Raw genomic sequence first — 13,263 nt, 5'->3', positions numbered from 1 at the left:
ATCATGGCACAAATGACAATGATTCAAGCAATCACTGATGCCTTGCGCACAGAACTTAAAAATGACGAAAATGTGCTTGTCTACGGTGAAGACGTTGGACAAAACGGTGGAGTTTTCCGTGCTACTGAAGGGCTTCAAGCCGAGTTTGGCGAAGACCGTGTATTCGATACCCCTCTTGCAGAGTCAGGTATTGGCGGAATTTCTATCGGTCTTGCTTTGCAAGGGTTCCGTCCTGTTCCCGAAATTCAGTTCTTTGGCTTCGTTTATGAGGCTATGGATGCAATCAATGGCCAGATGGCTCGATTGCGTTACAGATCAGGAGGTACGGTTGAACAACCAATTACTATCCGTTCGCCTTTCGGTGGAGGGGTACACACTCCTGAGTTGCATGCAGACTCATTAGAAGGGTTGATTGCTCAACAGCCGGGAATGAAAGTGGTCATTCCTTCTACTCCATATGATGCGAAAGGATTGTTGATTTCTTCCATTCGTGATAATGATCCAGTTGTATTTCTTGAGCATATGAAACTTTATCGTTCTTTCCGTGGGGAAGTACCTGAAGAAGAATATACTATTGATCTTGGTAAAGCAGACATCAAGAGAGAAGGCAGCGACGTTACTTTAATTGCATACGGTGCGATGGTCCATTCTTCCCTGAAAGCAGCTGAAGAATTAGAAAAGAACGGCATCCAGGCAGAGGTAATCGACTTAAGAACTGTTATGCCGATAGACATGGAAACAATTTTGAAATCTGTGGAAAAGACTAATCGTGTCGTGGTGGTTCAAGAAGCTCAACGTCAAGCTGGTATGGCTTCCCATATCATCGCTGAAATCCAGGAAAGAGCAATTCTGCACTTGGAAGCGCCTGTTCTTCGAGTTACTGCACCTGATACCGTTTATGCATTCTCGCAAGCGGAAGAAGTTTGGTTGCCGAATTACAACGACATCGTAGAGAAAGTAAATCAAGTAGTTAACTTTTAATAGAACCTGAGATGGGAGGTAATATTTATGGCTTTTGAATTTAAGCTACCGGATATCGGTGAAGGTATCCATGAAGGTGAAATTGTAAAATGGTTCGTCAAAGAAGGCGACGAAATTAAAGAAGACGACGTTCTTTGTGAAGTGCAAAATGATAAAGCGGTAGTAGAAATCCCTTCTCCTGTAGAAGGAACCGTTAAAGATGTGAAAGTAGAAGAAGGTACTGTGGCAGTAGTAGGTGATGTTATCATCTCTATCGATGCTGAAGGATATGAGTCAGAAGAAAGTACGGAAGAAGCTTCTGAACCTGCAGCGGAAGAAGGCAGCCAGAACGAGCCTGCCGCAAAAACGCAAACGGAAGAAGAAACAGGATCAGACGAAGAAGTAAACAATGGCACTATTATTGCTATGCCGTCTGTTCGTAAATACGCTCGTGACAACGATGTAGACATCCGCAAGGTCCAAGGTTCCGGAAAAAACGGTCGTATCGTCAAAGAAGATGTAGACAGTTATTTAGGCGGTGGACAGCAGACTGCTACAGCTGATCAGCAAGAACAAACTGAACAACAGCCTGAAGAACAAAGTGCTGCTACTCAGCAAACTGCACCAGCCGGCGAATTCCCTGAAACTCGCGAGAAAATGAGCGGTATTCGCAAATCTATCGCGAAAGCAATGGTGAATTCTAAAACAAAAGCTCCACACGTTACTTTACACGACGATGTCGACGTAACCGAGCTGGTTGCTCATCGTAAGAAATTCAAAGCTGTTGCTGCTGAACAGGAAATTAAACTTACTTATCTTCCTTATGTAGTTAAAGCTCTAGTTTCTGCATTGAGAAAATATCCAATCTTGAACGCATCTATCGATGAAAATACAGATGAAATAGTTCAAAAGCATTACTATAATATCGGTATTGCTGCTGATACGGATAAAGGATTGTTAGTTCCTGTCGTGAAAAATGCAGATGCTAAATCTATCTTTGCTATTTCTCAAGAAATTAATGAATTGGCAGTTAAAGCTAGAGATGGTAAACTAGGACCGAATGAAATGAAGGGTGCTTCAAGCACTATTTCTAACATCGGTTCTGCAGGTGGACAGTGGTTTACTCCGGTTCTTAACTATCCGGAAGCTGCAATTCTCGGTATTGGTCGAATTGCCGAAAAACCGGTAGTTCGTGACGGAGAAATCGTTGTAGCTCCTGTATTGTCCCTATCCTTGAGCTTTGACCACCGTATTGTAGATGGTGCAACAGCACAAATGGCATTGAACCAGATCAAGCGTTTGTTGAACGATCCACAATTAATCATGATGGAGGCGTAAAGTATGGTAGTAGGAGATTTTCCAATTGAATTAGACACTCTTGTTGTTGGTGCAGGACCTGGCGGCTATGTAGCCGCCATCCGCGCTGCGCAAACTGGACAAAAAGTTACAATTGTCGATAAAGGAAATTTGGGCGGCGTTTGTTTGAACGTTGGATGTATTCCTTCCAAAGCATTGATCCAGGCTGGACACCGTGTTGAGTATGCACACGGGGAAGATGACATGGGCATTAAAGCTGAAAATGTTTCTGTTGATTTTTCCAAAGTCCAAGAATGGAAAGGCGGAGTAGTTAACAAACTTACTACAGGTGTTGAAGGACTATTGAAAGCGAACAAAGTAGATATCGTCAAAGGTGAAGTTTATTTTGTCGATAAAAATACTGTTCGGGTAATGGATGAGAAAAACTCTCAAACCTATACATTCAATAATTGCATTATTGCTACTGGTTCAAGACCTATTGAATTGCCAACTTTCAAATACTCCAACAGGGTAATTGATTCGACAGGCGCTTTGGCCCTTGAAGAAATTCCTGAAAAGCTTGTAGTTATCGGTGGAGGTTATATCGGAACTGAGCTGGGTACTGCCTATGCAAACTTTGGCACCCAAGTAACTATTCTCGAAGGTACGAAAGATATCTTGGGTGGTTTCGAAAAACAAATGACTTCCCTTGTTAAAAGACGCCTGAAGAAAAAAGGTGTAGAGGTTGTTACTCAAGCCATGGCCAAAGGCGTTGAAGAAACTGATAGTGGCGTAACTGTTACGTATGAAGCGAAAGATAAAGAAGAAAAAATCGAAGCGGATTATGTATTGGTGACTGTTGGCCGCCGTCCGAACACAGAAGAAATCGGCCTTGAGCAAGTAGGAATCGAAATGGATGATAAAGGCATTATTAAAATTGACGAGCAGTGCCGCACAAATGTAGAGAACATTTATGCTATCGGTGATATCGTACCTGGACCGCCATTGGCTCATAAAGCATCTTATGAAGGAAAGATTGCAGCTGAAGCGATCAGCGGTGAAAAAGCAGCTATTGATTATAATGGTATTCCAGCTGTTGTTTTCTCTGAACCTGAACTTGCTACTGTCGGTCATGACGAGCAAAGTGCCAAAGATGCTGGTTATGAAGTAACAGCTGCTAAATTCCCATTCGCTGCAAATGGTCGAGCATTATCACTGAACGATAGCGATGGTTTTGTTAAGTTGATTACTAGAAAAGAAGATGGATTGGTACTTGGTGGCCAGATTGCAGGCCCGAATGCCAGTGACATGATTGCTGAAATTGGCTTGGCTGTGGAAGCTGGTATGACAGCGGAAGATTTAGCACTTACTATCCATGCCCATCCAACTCTAGGAGAGATTGTTATGGAAGCTGCAGAGGTTGCCATGGGAACTCCTATCCACATTGCTAAGTAATAACAGAATAGATATTTGATAAATAGGAAAAAGCTGTATCAGAAGTCTCTAAAGGACTTTCTGATACAGCTTTTTTGATGACCCGGCTGCCTTGCCAGAAGACTAAGGGATATCGCGTTAAATAGAAATAAGAAAAGCTTTGTAGCGCTGCCTACAAAGCTTTTTCTGCATCCACTATTTTTTTTAATTCGGAAAGGACATCGGATTTGGAAGTCTGTCCGCTAAGTTTCGTAATGGTTTGTCCATCCTTCGTAATTACCAGGGCAGGCGTTTCGGTGATTGAATCTGCTTTTATAGCTGACACTGAAGTTTCCTTCAGTTCTATTTTATTGATTAAAGAGGGGTATGAATTTTTCAAATCAAGAATTGCACTCAAGTATTCATCTTCCAATTCAAGATCTGATTTATCTGAAAAGAATTGAACCTTATAATCGCTTGGGCTGAATTCCACAATTTCAACAGGTTTCTCATGACTGCAGCTGCTGATAAAGAAAATCATGACTAAGAAAACAAATGGAAACCATTTTTTTGTATGGATAGGAGGCACCTTCCTTTATCAAGATTTGTTTACATTCTAACAAATAATTTGTCATTATATGCCGATGTTACGTAAATGTTATACAAATGAAAAAGGAGAGTGATATGCGAAAAATACTGTAAAATAGTTTGATTAGCATTCTCGGTAGGATTAGTTCCTATTTAAAAACACCTCTTCTGCAATAGCAAAAAGAGGTGTTTTTTGTCGTATTAATTTTTTGGCCTTCTCAAATCCATCTGCTTTGCTTCCTCTTTAAATGATTTGACCAGCGAGAATACGATCAATATCATAATGATTGCGAAAGGAAAAGCTGCAATTATAGATGCTGTTTGTAATGTTTCTAAGCCACCTTGCCACAGAAGGATAGCTGCAGCTGCAGACTGAATGATGCCCCAAACAAATTTGATTTTGTTTTGAGGGTTCAAGCCGCCGCCTGTTGTCTGCATGCCCAATACAAACGTAGCCGAGTCTGCTGAAGTGATAAAAAAGGTACTGATAAGCAATACGGCAATGATGGACATAACAATGCCTAAAGGATAGCTTTCCAATACTGCGAACAACGCAACCTCTGTACCCATATCATTAACATAGTGAATGATGTCTTGACCGCCATAAAACTCTAGGTTGATGGCAGATCCGCCGAATACTGAAAACCATAAGGCACCGAAAATAGTTGGAACTAAAAGTACCCCAAGTACAAATTCTCTGATTGTCCGGCCTTTAGAAACACGGGCAATAAAGGTACCTACAAATGGCGCCCAGGCAATCCACCAAGCCCAATAGAATATCGTCCAGCCTTGAATCCATGTGTTGTTCTGATCAAATGGTGTCAACCTGAAGCTCATGCCAGTAATATTTGCGGCATAGTTACCAAGTGAAGTGGTAAATAGGTCCATGATAAAGTTTGTCGGACCAGCAAAAAGCAAGAACAGCATTAGTAGAATGGCAAGGACAATATTAGTGTTACTTAAATACTTGATTCCCTTGTTAAGACCGGTCATAGCTGATAGAAGGTAAAGCACTGTGACGACTCCAATTATAATTAGTTGGACGGAAATCGTTCTGTCAATACCAGGAAAGATAAATGCTAAGCCTCCGCTGATTTGGATTGCGCCAAGACCAAGTGATGTAGCAACACCGAATATAGTCGCAAAAACTACAATGAAATCAACAAGTGTTCCCCAGCCGCCTTTTATTTTCTCGCCGAACAGTGGTTCCAATATGGAACTGACAAGCCCAGGGGCACCTTTTCGGAATTTGAAATATGCTAATGCCAGAGCAATTACTGCATAGATTCCCCACGGATGCAAACCCCAGTGGAAGAAACTGTAACGCATAGCTGTACGTGCTGCATCTCCTGATCCCGGAGTGATATCTGCATCAGGCGGTGTGTGGAAATGTGACAATGGTTCGGCCGCTCCCCAGAAAACAAGGCCGATACCCATTCCGGCACTGAAAAGCATGGCGAACCAAGTTAAGTAATTATACTCCGGTTGGTCATCCGGCTTACCAAGCTTGATATTCCCATACTTAGAAAAAATGAGGAATATTGCAAATACTAGAAAGCCTGTAGCGGATAGTAAGTAAAACCAACCGAATTTTTCTACAATGAATCCTTGGACGATGCTTGTAACGTTGTCCAAGTTTCCGTTTGGAAGGACAGATTCCGGGATGATACCCCAGGCTATGAATATTACTGCTACTGCGAGTGAAATCCAAAATACTCTTGTAATTCTATTCATCCATATCATTCCTTTCATTTTGGTTTAATTTTTCAAATAAGGATATTTTAAGCCACATTTAAGTATTAAAACATAATTGTTGACTAATTTAAAATGATTTGCCGTGTTTTATAGTGATTTTTTCGACAAGCGTTTATAATATGTCCTTAACAAGTTGAAAGATACAAAATTATGAACTGCGCGTTACATTATAATCTACTACCCAAACCCTCTCGGCTATAAACAAAACCAGAAAGAAATCACATGCAATCAAAACATCTAAAATATGACAATGATTTAACAAAAAATGTCACAATATAAATATTTTTCCGTTATAATAGGGGAGAAGTTTTTTCATTATCAGGGGGTCTTTTTTTGAAGAAATATTTGTTTATGACTCTGTTAGGGCTGTTTATCCTATCGGCTTGCAGTAATGCTGCCGATTCCAGTACGGAAACAGATTCAGAAGAGTTGTCAAATGCAAACGAAGTAAAAGAGGAAGATTCGGATAAATCCAACGATGGGGAGGTAGAAACCAGCGGACAACCAGATGAATTGGATGTAGAGGAAGAACAAGAAGAACAAGAAGAACAAGAGAGCCCGGAAGTAGAAATCTCGCCAAAGTATGAACTAACAGAAAACTGGCGTGTAAAACCTCTGGAAGATGGAGTCGATGAGCAAGTTGTTCTTTTGACTATTGACGATGCGCCTGACGAACATGCTCTTCAAATGGCTGAAACACTAAACGAATTGGATGCCGGAGCGATATTTTTCGTTAATGGCCACTTTCTTGATACTGAAGAGGAAAAAGACACATTGAGAAAAATCCATGAAATGGGATTCCTTATCGGAAATCATACCTTTAATCACCAGGCACTGGGAGAGGTAGACGAACAAACACAAAAAGAAGAAATAATAAAATTGAATGACTTGATTGAAGATATCATTGGGGAAAGGCCTAAGTTTTTCAGGGCGCCACACGGCCAGAATACCGACTACTCGAAGAAACTGGCGGAAGAAGAAGGAATGTTGCTAATGAACTGGTCATATGGATATGATTGGAACGAAGAGTATATGACAAAAGAAGCTATAGCTGATATCATGGTCAACACCGAGTTGCTTGGCAATGGAGCAAATTTGCTAATGCACGATAGGGAATGGACAGCGAATGCTTTGGAAGATATAGTAAAAGGTCTGAGAAACAAAGGTTTTGAACCGATAGATCCGAAATTATTAGAAACACCGGAATAAAACCAACTCCATTGCATATACTGCAATGGGGTTTTATTATGCCTAATTGTATGACATAATTATATAAAAATGTAACATATAACCCTTGAAAATCGCTAATTATGATATTATAATGAAAACGAATACAAAATTACTAATTTAAAGGGGTTGGACGTTTAATGGGTACGATCGTTTGTCAGGATTGTCAGTGTATCATTGATCATTATGAGGATGAGAAAGTATCTACGCTTTATGGAAAATGTCCGACTTGTGGAAAAGAATAAGAAGAAAAAACTGCCTGAAATTTAATCAGGCAGTTTTTTTAATCATTACCGGAATGCTTTGTGTTCTTTAATGACCCGGATCATATTAAGTGTTTCATCCTCTAATCCCTGTACAGGCAGTCCTGCTTCAAGGTTCTCTTTAATATAAATGATATTTTCTTTCGTAATTATTTCCCCAGGGATAAAAATAGGGATGCCAGGCGGATAAACCATAATCGATTCAGCACTGATTCTGCCGGTTGCAGAATGAAAAGGAATTACTTCTGTTTCCGCATAAAAGGCATCTCGAGGCGACATCGCCAATAAGGGGATTTCCGGAATTTTGACAGGAATACTTTTTTGGATGGCATATTCCTTTCTTTCCCAAGCCAGTTGATCCAAGGCTTCCACCAAAAGGCTTGCCTCTTCATTGGTGTCTCCAGGAGTTATAATGCAAAGTATATTATACATATCGGAAAGTTCTACTTCGATCCGATAATGCTTCCTCAACCATACTTCCACATCGTACCCAGTCAGGCCTAGATTCTTAACAGATATTATAAGCTTTGTTGGATCGTAGCTGTATGTTGCATCACTGCCTAGAATTTCTCTGCCTACACAATATAGGTTAGGAATTCGATTGATTGAGCGGCGAATAGTTTCTGCCAAATTTAATGCAAGGTCAATCGACTGTTTACCGTTTATGGCCAATTGTTTCCTGGCAGTGTCGATAGAAGCCAATAAAAGATAAGATGTTGACGTGGTGGTCAACATAGATAATACGCTTTGTACCTTTTCATGTGAGACTAATCCTTCCCGCAAGTTTAAAACAGAACTTTGTGTCAGCGATCCTCCGAGTTTATGAACACTTGTTGCTGCCAAATCTGCTCCAGCTTGCATGGCTGACAAGGGTAATTCACCATGGAAGTGGATATGAACACCGTGTGCTTCGTCTACTAATACTGGTACATCGAATGAATGGGAAATTTTGACGATTTCTTTCAAATCAGCTGCTATGCCAAAGTATGTCGGATTGATAACCAATACTGCTTTAGCATCCGGATGGGCGTGAAGTGCTTTGTTTACTGCCGTCGGTGTGATACCGTGAGAGATACCCAGCTCCTTATCTAGTTCTGGATGAATGAAAATAGGGGTTGCACCAGAAAATATTATGGCAGTCGTTACTGATTTATGGACATTTCTCGGAACGATTATTTTGTCGCCTGGACCACACACACTTAATACCATCGTCATGATAGCCCCGCTTGTTCCTTGGACAGAAAAAAAAGTATAATCTGCTCCGAAAGCATCTGCTGCTAAATCCTGCGCTTCTTTAATCATGCCTTGTGGATGATGAAGATCGTCCAATGGTTCAATGTTAATCAAATCAATGGATAACGCGTTATCTCCGATGAAAGAGCGGAAATCTGGATTCATGCCTTTGCCTGCTTTATGGCCGGGTATATGAAATTGTATAGGTTTCTGGTTTGTATGATGAAGCAAGCCAGAAAATAGGGGAGTATTTTTTTGTGAAGACATGTTTACACCTCTTATAAAGAATTAAGCAAAAAATCTTGTTGGATATGCAAATGAAATTATAGCAAACAGTAACATGAATAGCTAATTTTAGCAAAATGGATTAATGGCATGATAGGATAAAATAAAATTAAAATATACAGCAAGGGATTAAATAATGTAAATAGTAAAGGGGTAATTCGATGAATTATAGCTATCCAATTGATGAGTCTTGGTCTAAGCAGGAGATTATTGATGTAGTAAATTTCTATTCTTTAGTTGAAAAAGCATATGAATCAGGAGTGGGAAGCCAGGATATCATGATTGCTTATACGCGTTTCAAACAAATAGTTCCTTCAAAAAGCGAAGAAAAGCAATTATGCAACAAATTTGAGAGAGAATCTGGATATTCATGTTACAGGACTATTCAAAAAGCAAAACAACTAAACAATGGAGAAAAAGTGCAGATGTAGGAAAAAACCGTTTGAAGACTATAAAGAGGGTATCGACCTCCGAGCTTCAAACGGTTTTTTAACTGCTATTTTTCTGAAACAGCCAATTTATAATAAGGAATTAGCTTTTCAAAAGTTTGCTTGGTAAGTGCGATGAAATCTTCAGCATCCATTGCCGCTGTTTTTTCAGCGCCTATTTGTCTTCCGACTAGAAATTCTGCTTTTTTAATATCCCTGAATCGTTTAAGATGATTTTCTGTTAAATCTGCAGTTTTAAAGGCATCTTTTTTTGTATGATCCATAGAAACAACAAAATCATCCGGAAGGTTTTTAAACTCATTCATTTCTTGTAGATATAATTCTGCGATTTCTTTCTTTTCAGGGAGTTCATATATCAAGGCAAGCCAGATGAAAACATGATCATCGAACAGTCCCACTTGAAAATGGGGGTGCTTTTTATATCCTCTCTTGTTGCCTGCTATTGCAAGCCAAGTATCATTAGGGGGATTGACAGATCGTCTAGCGTGTTTTGCGATATGCAAGAACATCTCATTATTTAGTTGTTCTGTAAGATACTCGGTCAACTCTGCCCCTAATTCCTGGAACTTCGGCTGAATTCTGGATTGAATAGCTTCCATTCTGGCATCAAGACCATCAATTTGAAAAGTATCGAAGTCTTTCGTCTCGAATCCTGTAAAAGTCAAATTTCATCTTCCTTCCATGTTTCGACAAATTGTATAACTTATTTTAACATAGGCAATCTTTCAGTTAAACGGAATTGCCCAGTGTTTAACTTATAAGGGACCGGGGTATAAAAAAATTAACATGATGAATCAAAGAATGACGCCTCTATATAACAATAACAAAAGGAAGTGATACGGATGAAATACGTAATGGAAGCTTTAAAGCAAAGAGAGGCCCAAGAAAAAATACCAGGAATCCGGATGGAAATCGATTATGAACTAGTGACATTACATGATGCATTACAAGAAAATGACCAGCAGGAAATCGAACGTACGAAACATAGGCTGAATGAATTAAGAGAGCAATTATACGAACTTTCTTAATAGAATGAGCAGAAATGCTCGTTCTTTTTTCTTATCGTTTTTTTTTCATGCTGGTTGGAATCGACAAAATCACCTTTAGAGATTAATAATACTTACATTATTTATTATCTACAAGGTTATACTTCATGCATACGTCTTGTTAATCTGGTAGTATGGATGGTAAATGGGAAGAGGGTGTGAATATGGAGCTTAGAATCAGGAAAGAAGTATTTCAAACAGCAAAAGAGTGGATACTCGAAGCTGGCAAAAATATACGTGAAACGATTGACGAACCGTTGAAAATTAATACAAAGTCGAACGCAAATGACTTGGTAACACAAATGGACCAAAATACGGAGAAATTTTTCACACAAAAAATCAGGAGCACTTATCCGGATCATTATATAGTTAGTGAAGAAGGCTATGGTGACGATCTGGAGTCCGATAAGGGGACAGTTTGGATAATTGATCCGATAGATGGCACCATGAATTTTGTGCATCAAAAAAGAAATTTCGCAATATCCATCGGTATCTACCATGATGGCATTGGAGAGATAGGCTTTATTTATGATGTGATGAACGATATTCTGTATAGTGCAGAAAAAGGCGAGGGTGCTTTCAAAAACGGACAAAAAATACCTGAACTGAAAAATGAACTTGTTCTGGAAGAGTCTATTCTAGTGATTAACAGTCACTGGTCTTGCGAAAATAAGCGAGTAGACGAAAAAGGGATTCAAGACCTAGTCAGAAAGGTGAGGGGAACCCGTTCGTATGGTTCTGCAGCACTTGAGCTGGCTTATGTTGCCGAAGGGGTTGTGGATGGATATTTAACCATGAAATTGGCCCCGTGGGATTTTGCGGCTGGAATGGTGATTGTTAATGAGGTTGGAGGCTTAACTACAAAAGCAGACGGCCAGCCATTGGATTTGCTTAACGTAAATACGATCTTTTCAGGAAACAAACGTATCCATGAAACTGTAACCACCCAATATGTCCGCTTAAAGGGTGAATGAAAAACGGCCCATTCCGAAACGGATGGGCTGTTTTTAAATGAAGAATTAACTGTTGAACTGTTTCTTTCTTTTTAAGGAAAGACCGTATCCCATGATGGCAAATCCCATGAAAAAGAAGAACGCCGTTAACCAGTAATTTCGGAAACCAATGGCAACCCCGACGGCCAAGAAAGAGAAAATGACAAGCATTGCCAAAACAAGCATAGGAAATTGAATTTTTTTCATTGTTTCACCTCTTCTTCTCTAAATGTATTATAACGGAATTTTGGCTTTGTGTTAAACCCTATAAATAAAAGGTAGCGCCTGTTTAAAAGTTTTAGTATGATAGTTATTGGAATGGAAAGGATTGAGAGGTGGAACTTTGGAAGGGAACAGTGGATCAATAGATATTGGCAATAATCTCCCTGTGGTTGATTTTTTATTCAATACAGTCGCCAATGGAGAAGACAACCTCTTACTGGGTTTTTTTCTATTATATATAACAATCGCAATATTGCTTGCTGCCAGTTTTAAACTTGGTTTTGCAAGAAAGTTGCCTGTATTGAAATCAGTGGTAGTATATATCGTCTTGCTTATCGGTGCCTTCGTGATTGCCATTTTGGGATTGAAATTGCCGATGGCCGAGTGTTTGATCATTATAGTCTTGGTTTTGGGCACATACAGGTTCAGGTTGTATCAAGAACGGAAACAAAGAAATACATAAAAAGGCTTCCTTCTTAAAAGGGAGCCTTTTTTGTCTTTATATCAAACTGTTACTCTGTTTCTTCTTTTTGTATAACTTGAAGTTACCTGTCTCATGTCTTTTTTTAGTGTTCACTTCGATTCTTTTGTCGCATGTCTGACATAAGTACATATGGATTCTGCGATTTCTCAACCGTTTTGCCTGCAAGGAGTTACTATCAATCTTCTCAACTGTATCACATAGCACACATTTTACTCTCAAGTTCATTCACCTCTTTTAGCAACCCTTTTTATCCATACTAACATAGAAGCAAGTGTTCTCCTAGTCCATATAAACTTCTTTTTCATTTCATAAATGCCGGGAGATTTCGGACGAACTTGTTAGTTATCAATTTCTCGATAGATTTAGAAGAAATAACAGAACATACAAAAAGGACTGCCCGGTATAGCCTGTACAACCGGGCAGTGCATACAATTAGTTATTCATTTGATTTTTTGATTGATCGTTTTCGATATTTTCCAATTCTTTTTCGTCTTGTTGAGGGGTTATTTGTTTATTTTGATCAGGTTCCTGTGGCTGATCTTCATTTATAGGGAATTCTGGCATATATCTGCCTACTATGGCAGATAACTCATCAACAATTCCTTGGATTGGGTGGCCTTGTGCTACCTTGTCTGCCATCATTCTTATCCGCTCTGCCCCATCAGCATCCGCTACGACTACTGCTGTTTTTCCGTAAGGATCATGATAAAGCGCTTCTGCAACAGAATATTTGATTGTTCCCACCCGAGATCTGTCTAAGTCCTTATCAACATCGATTCCGACTACCGCATAAGGTCCGGCTACTACGGATGCTGCATCATTTACATTCGGTACCTCTGATGCGAGGTTGGCTAAGTGGTCAGCTATTTCCTCATTTGAGTAATTTTCCCGTTCCTGGTTATTTGGATCTGAATCTTTCACTTGGATGGTCGGATTTTGGTTCTCTTGTTCCGGCAGGCTTTCCTCCTGCTGGCATCCAGTCATGACAAGAATCAAAGAAATTGTACAAAAGCTAAAGAAACGAATGCCTTTCATGATACTCCTCCTTTT

16 protein-coding genes are annotated in these 13,263 nt (G+C 39.6%); 9 read left to right on the top strand and 7 right to left on the bottom strand.

The annotated features are described in order from the left end of the window. Positions 1 to 3 precede the first annotated feature (3 nt). From CZ434_RS05325 to lpdA, 3 genes are read left to right on the top strand one after another with little or no spacing between them, the layout of a single operon-like run. Positions 4 to 981, top strand: a complete 978-nt coding sequence (locus CZ434_RS05325; protein WP_077622163.1) for an alpha-ketoacid dehydrogenase subunit beta — start codon at positions 4 to 6, stop codon at positions 979 to 981. A 27-nt stretch (positions 982 to 1,008) separates the two neighbouring features. Next, entirely contained in the window at positions 1,009 to 2,298 is a 1,290-nt protein-coding gene (locus tag CZ434_RS05320) for a dihydrolipoamide acetyltransferase family protein (RefSeq protein ID WP_077622162.1), read from the top strand. Positions 2,299 to 2,301: 3 nt separating this feature from the next. Further along, positions 2,302 to 3,711, top strand: a complete 1,410-nt coding sequence (gene lpdA / locus CZ434_RS05315) for a dihydrolipoyl dehydrogenase (RefSeq protein WP_077622161.1) — start codon at positions 2,302 to 2,304, stop codon at positions 3,709 to 3,711. 151 nt (positions 3,712 to 3,862) lie between these two features. On the opposite strand, the gene CZ434_RS05310 is transcribed toward lpdA, so the two are convergent. Beyond that, positions 3,863 to 4,258 carry a hypothetical protein gene (locus CZ434_RS05310; RefSeq protein ID WP_077622160.1) on the bottom strand — a complete coding sequence of 132 codons (396 nt, stop codon included), beginning with the start codon at positions 4,256 to 4,258 and terminating at the stop codon, positions 3,863 to 3,865. 200 nt (positions 4,259 to 4,458) lie between these two features. Then, complete coding sequence (locus tag CZ434_RS05305) at positions 4,459 to 5,991, bottom strand: glycine betaine uptake BCCT transporter (protein WP_077622159.1); 1,533 nt, start codon at positions 5,989 to 5,991, stop codon at positions 4,459 to 4,461. A gap of 354 nt (positions 5,992 to 6,345) precedes the next feature. Between CZ434_RS05305 and CZ434_RS05300 the strand changes: the two genes are divergently transcribed. Both CZ434_RS05300 and CZ434_RS05295 read left to right on the top strand, forming a co-directional pair. After that, complete coding sequence (locus CZ434_RS05300; RefSeq protein WP_245830922.1) at positions 6,346 to 7,221, top strand: polysaccharide deacetylase family protein; 876 nt, start codon at positions 6,346 to 6,348, stop codon at positions 7,219 to 7,221. Between the two features lie 158 nt (positions 7,222 to 7,379). Beyond that, positions 7,380 to 7,484, top strand: coding sequence for a GapA-binding peptide SR1P (locus tag CZ434_RS05295; RefSeq protein ID WP_077622158.1), 105 nt, complete (start codon positions 7,380 to 7,382; stop codon positions 7,482 to 7,484). A gap of 45 nt (positions 7,485 to 7,529) precedes the next feature. On the opposite strand, the gene CZ434_RS05290 is transcribed toward CZ434_RS05295, so the two are convergent. Then, complete coding sequence (locus CZ434_RS05290) at positions 7,530 to 9,002, bottom strand: aminotransferase class I/II-fold pyridoxal phosphate-dependent enzyme (protein ID WP_077622157.1); 1,473 nt, start codon at positions 9,000 to 9,002, stop codon at positions 7,530 to 7,532. Between the two features lie 179 nt (positions 9,003 to 9,181). On the opposite strand from CZ434_RS05290, the gene CZ434_RS05285 reads away from it, so the two are divergent. Beyond that, complete coding sequence (locus CZ434_RS05285; RefSeq protein WP_077622156.1) at positions 9,182 to 9,451, top strand: UPF0223 family protein; 270 nt, start codon at positions 9,182 to 9,184, stop codon at positions 9,449 to 9,451. Positions 9,452 to 9,516: 65 nt separating this feature from the next. On the opposite strand, the gene CZ434_RS05280 is transcribed toward CZ434_RS05285, so the two are convergent. Further along, entirely contained in the window at positions 9,517 to 10,134 is a 618-nt protein-coding gene (locus CZ434_RS05280; protein ID WP_077622155.1) for a YktB family protein, read from the bottom strand. A gap of 177 nt (positions 10,135 to 10,311) precedes the next feature. Here CZ434_RS05280 and CZ434_RS05275 point away from each other — a divergent pair, with 177 nt between their 5' ends. Continuing rightward, on the top strand, positions 10,312 to 10,497 hold the full coding sequence (locus CZ434_RS05275; protein ID WP_077622154.1) for a hypothetical protein: 186 nt from the start codon (positions 10,312 to 10,314) through the stop codon (positions 10,495 to 10,497). Positions 10,498 to 10,679: 182 nt separating this feature from the next. Further along, on the top strand, positions 10,680 to 11,489 hold the full coding sequence (locus CZ434_RS05270; RefSeq protein WP_077622153.1) for an inositol monophosphatase family protein: 810 nt from the start codon (positions 10,680 to 10,682) through the stop codon (positions 11,487 to 11,489). A gap of 45 nt (positions 11,490 to 11,534) precedes the next feature. Here CZ434_RS05270 and CZ434_RS05265 read toward each other — a convergent pair whose 3' ends face one another. Further along, positions 11,535 to 11,714, bottom strand: coding sequence for a DUF5325 family protein (locus CZ434_RS05265; protein WP_077622152.1), 180 nt, complete (start codon positions 11,712 to 11,714; stop codon positions 11,535 to 11,537). Between the two features lie 136 nt (positions 11,715 to 11,850). Here CZ434_RS05265 and CZ434_RS05260 point away from each other — a divergent pair, with 136 nt between their 5' ends. Further along, positions 11,851 to 12,192 carry a YlaH-like family protein gene (locus CZ434_RS05260; RefSeq protein WP_077622151.1) on the top strand — a complete coding sequence of 114 codons (342 nt, stop codon included), beginning with the start codon at positions 11,851 to 11,853 and terminating at the stop codon, positions 12,190 to 12,192. 36 nt (positions 12,193 to 12,228) lie between these two features. On the opposite strand, the gene CZ434_RS05255 is transcribed toward CZ434_RS05260, so the two are convergent. Together CZ434_RS05255 and CZ434_RS05250 are read right to left on the bottom strand one after the other, a co-directional pair. Continuing rightward, positions 12,229 to 12,438 (bottom strand): YlaI family protein, encoded by a 210-nt coding sequence (locus CZ434_RS05255; protein ID WP_425442015.1) that lies wholly within the window; start codon positions 12,436 to 12,438, stop codon positions 12,229 to 12,231. Positions 12,439 to 12,645: 207 nt separating this feature from the next. Further along, a complete protein-coding gene (locus CZ434_RS05250; RefSeq protein WP_077622149.1) occupies positions 12,646 to 13,248 on the bottom strand; it encodes a YhcN/YlaJ family sporulation lipoprotein in 603 nt (200 codons plus the stop codon). Between the last annotated feature and the right edge of the window lie 15 nt (positions 13,249 to 13,263).

The organism is Sediminibacillus massiliensis (assembly GCF_900156915.1).
Lineage (GTDB): Bacteria > Bacillota > Bacilli > Bacillales > Amphibacillaceae > Sediminibacillus_A > Sediminibacillus_A massiliensis.
Note: the sequence above shows the minus strand (reverse complement) of the source record. Positions and strands in the feature narration are given on the sequence as shown.

What these genes read in the sequence shown, in the direction of transcription:
- CZ434_RS05325 (WP_077622163.1), top strand. Translation starts at nt 4, where the DNA reads ATGGCACAAATGACAATGATTCAAGCAATCACTGATGCCTTGCGCACA.
- CZ434_RS05270 (WP_077622153.1), top strand. Translation starts at nt 10,680, where the DNA reads ATGGAGCTTAGAATCAGGAAAGAAGTATTTCAAACAGCAAAAGAGTGG.
- CZ434_RS05250 (WP_077622149.1), bottom strand. Translation starts at nt 13,248, where the DNA reads ATGAAAGGCATTCGTTTCTTTAGCTTTTGTACAATTTCTTTGATTCTT.
- CZ434_RS05275 (WP_077622154.1), top strand. Translation starts at nt 10,312, where the DNA reads ATGAAATACGTAATGGAAGCTTTAAAGCAAAGAGAGGCCCAAGAAAAA.
- CZ434_RS05305 (WP_077622159.1), bottom strand. Translation starts at nt 5,991, where the DNA reads ATGAATAGAATTACAAGAGTATTTTGGATTTCACTCGCAGTAGCAGTA.
- CZ434_RS05320 (WP_077622162.1), top strand. Translation starts at nt 1,009, where the DNA reads ATGGCTTTTGAATTTAAGCTACCGGATATCGGTGAAGGTATCCATGAA.
- CZ434_RS05255 (WP_425442015.1), bottom strand. Translation starts at nt 12,438, where the DNA reads ATGAACTTGAGAGTAAAATGTGTGCTATGTGATACAGTTGAGAAGATT.
- CZ434_RS05295 (WP_077622158.1), top strand. Translation starts at nt 7,380, where the DNA reads ATGGGTACGATCGTTTGTCAGGATTGTCAGTGTATCATTGATCATTAT.
- CZ434_RS05285 (WP_077622156.1), top strand. Translation starts at nt 9,182, where the DNA reads ATGAATTATAGCTATCCAATTGATGAGTCTTGGTCTAAGCAGGAGATT.
- lpdA (WP_077622161.1), top strand. Translation starts at nt 2,302, where the DNA reads ATGGTAGTAGGAGATTTTCCAATTGAATTAGACACTCTTGTTGTTGGT.
- CZ434_RS05290 (WP_077622157.1), bottom strand. Translation starts at nt 9,002, where the DNA reads ATGTCTTCACAAAAAAATACTCCCCTATTTTCTGGCTTGCTTCATCAT.
- CZ434_RS05265 (WP_077622152.1), bottom strand. Translation starts at nt 11,714, where the DNA reads ATGAAAAAAATTCAATTTCCTATGCTTGTTTTGGCAATGCTTGTCATT.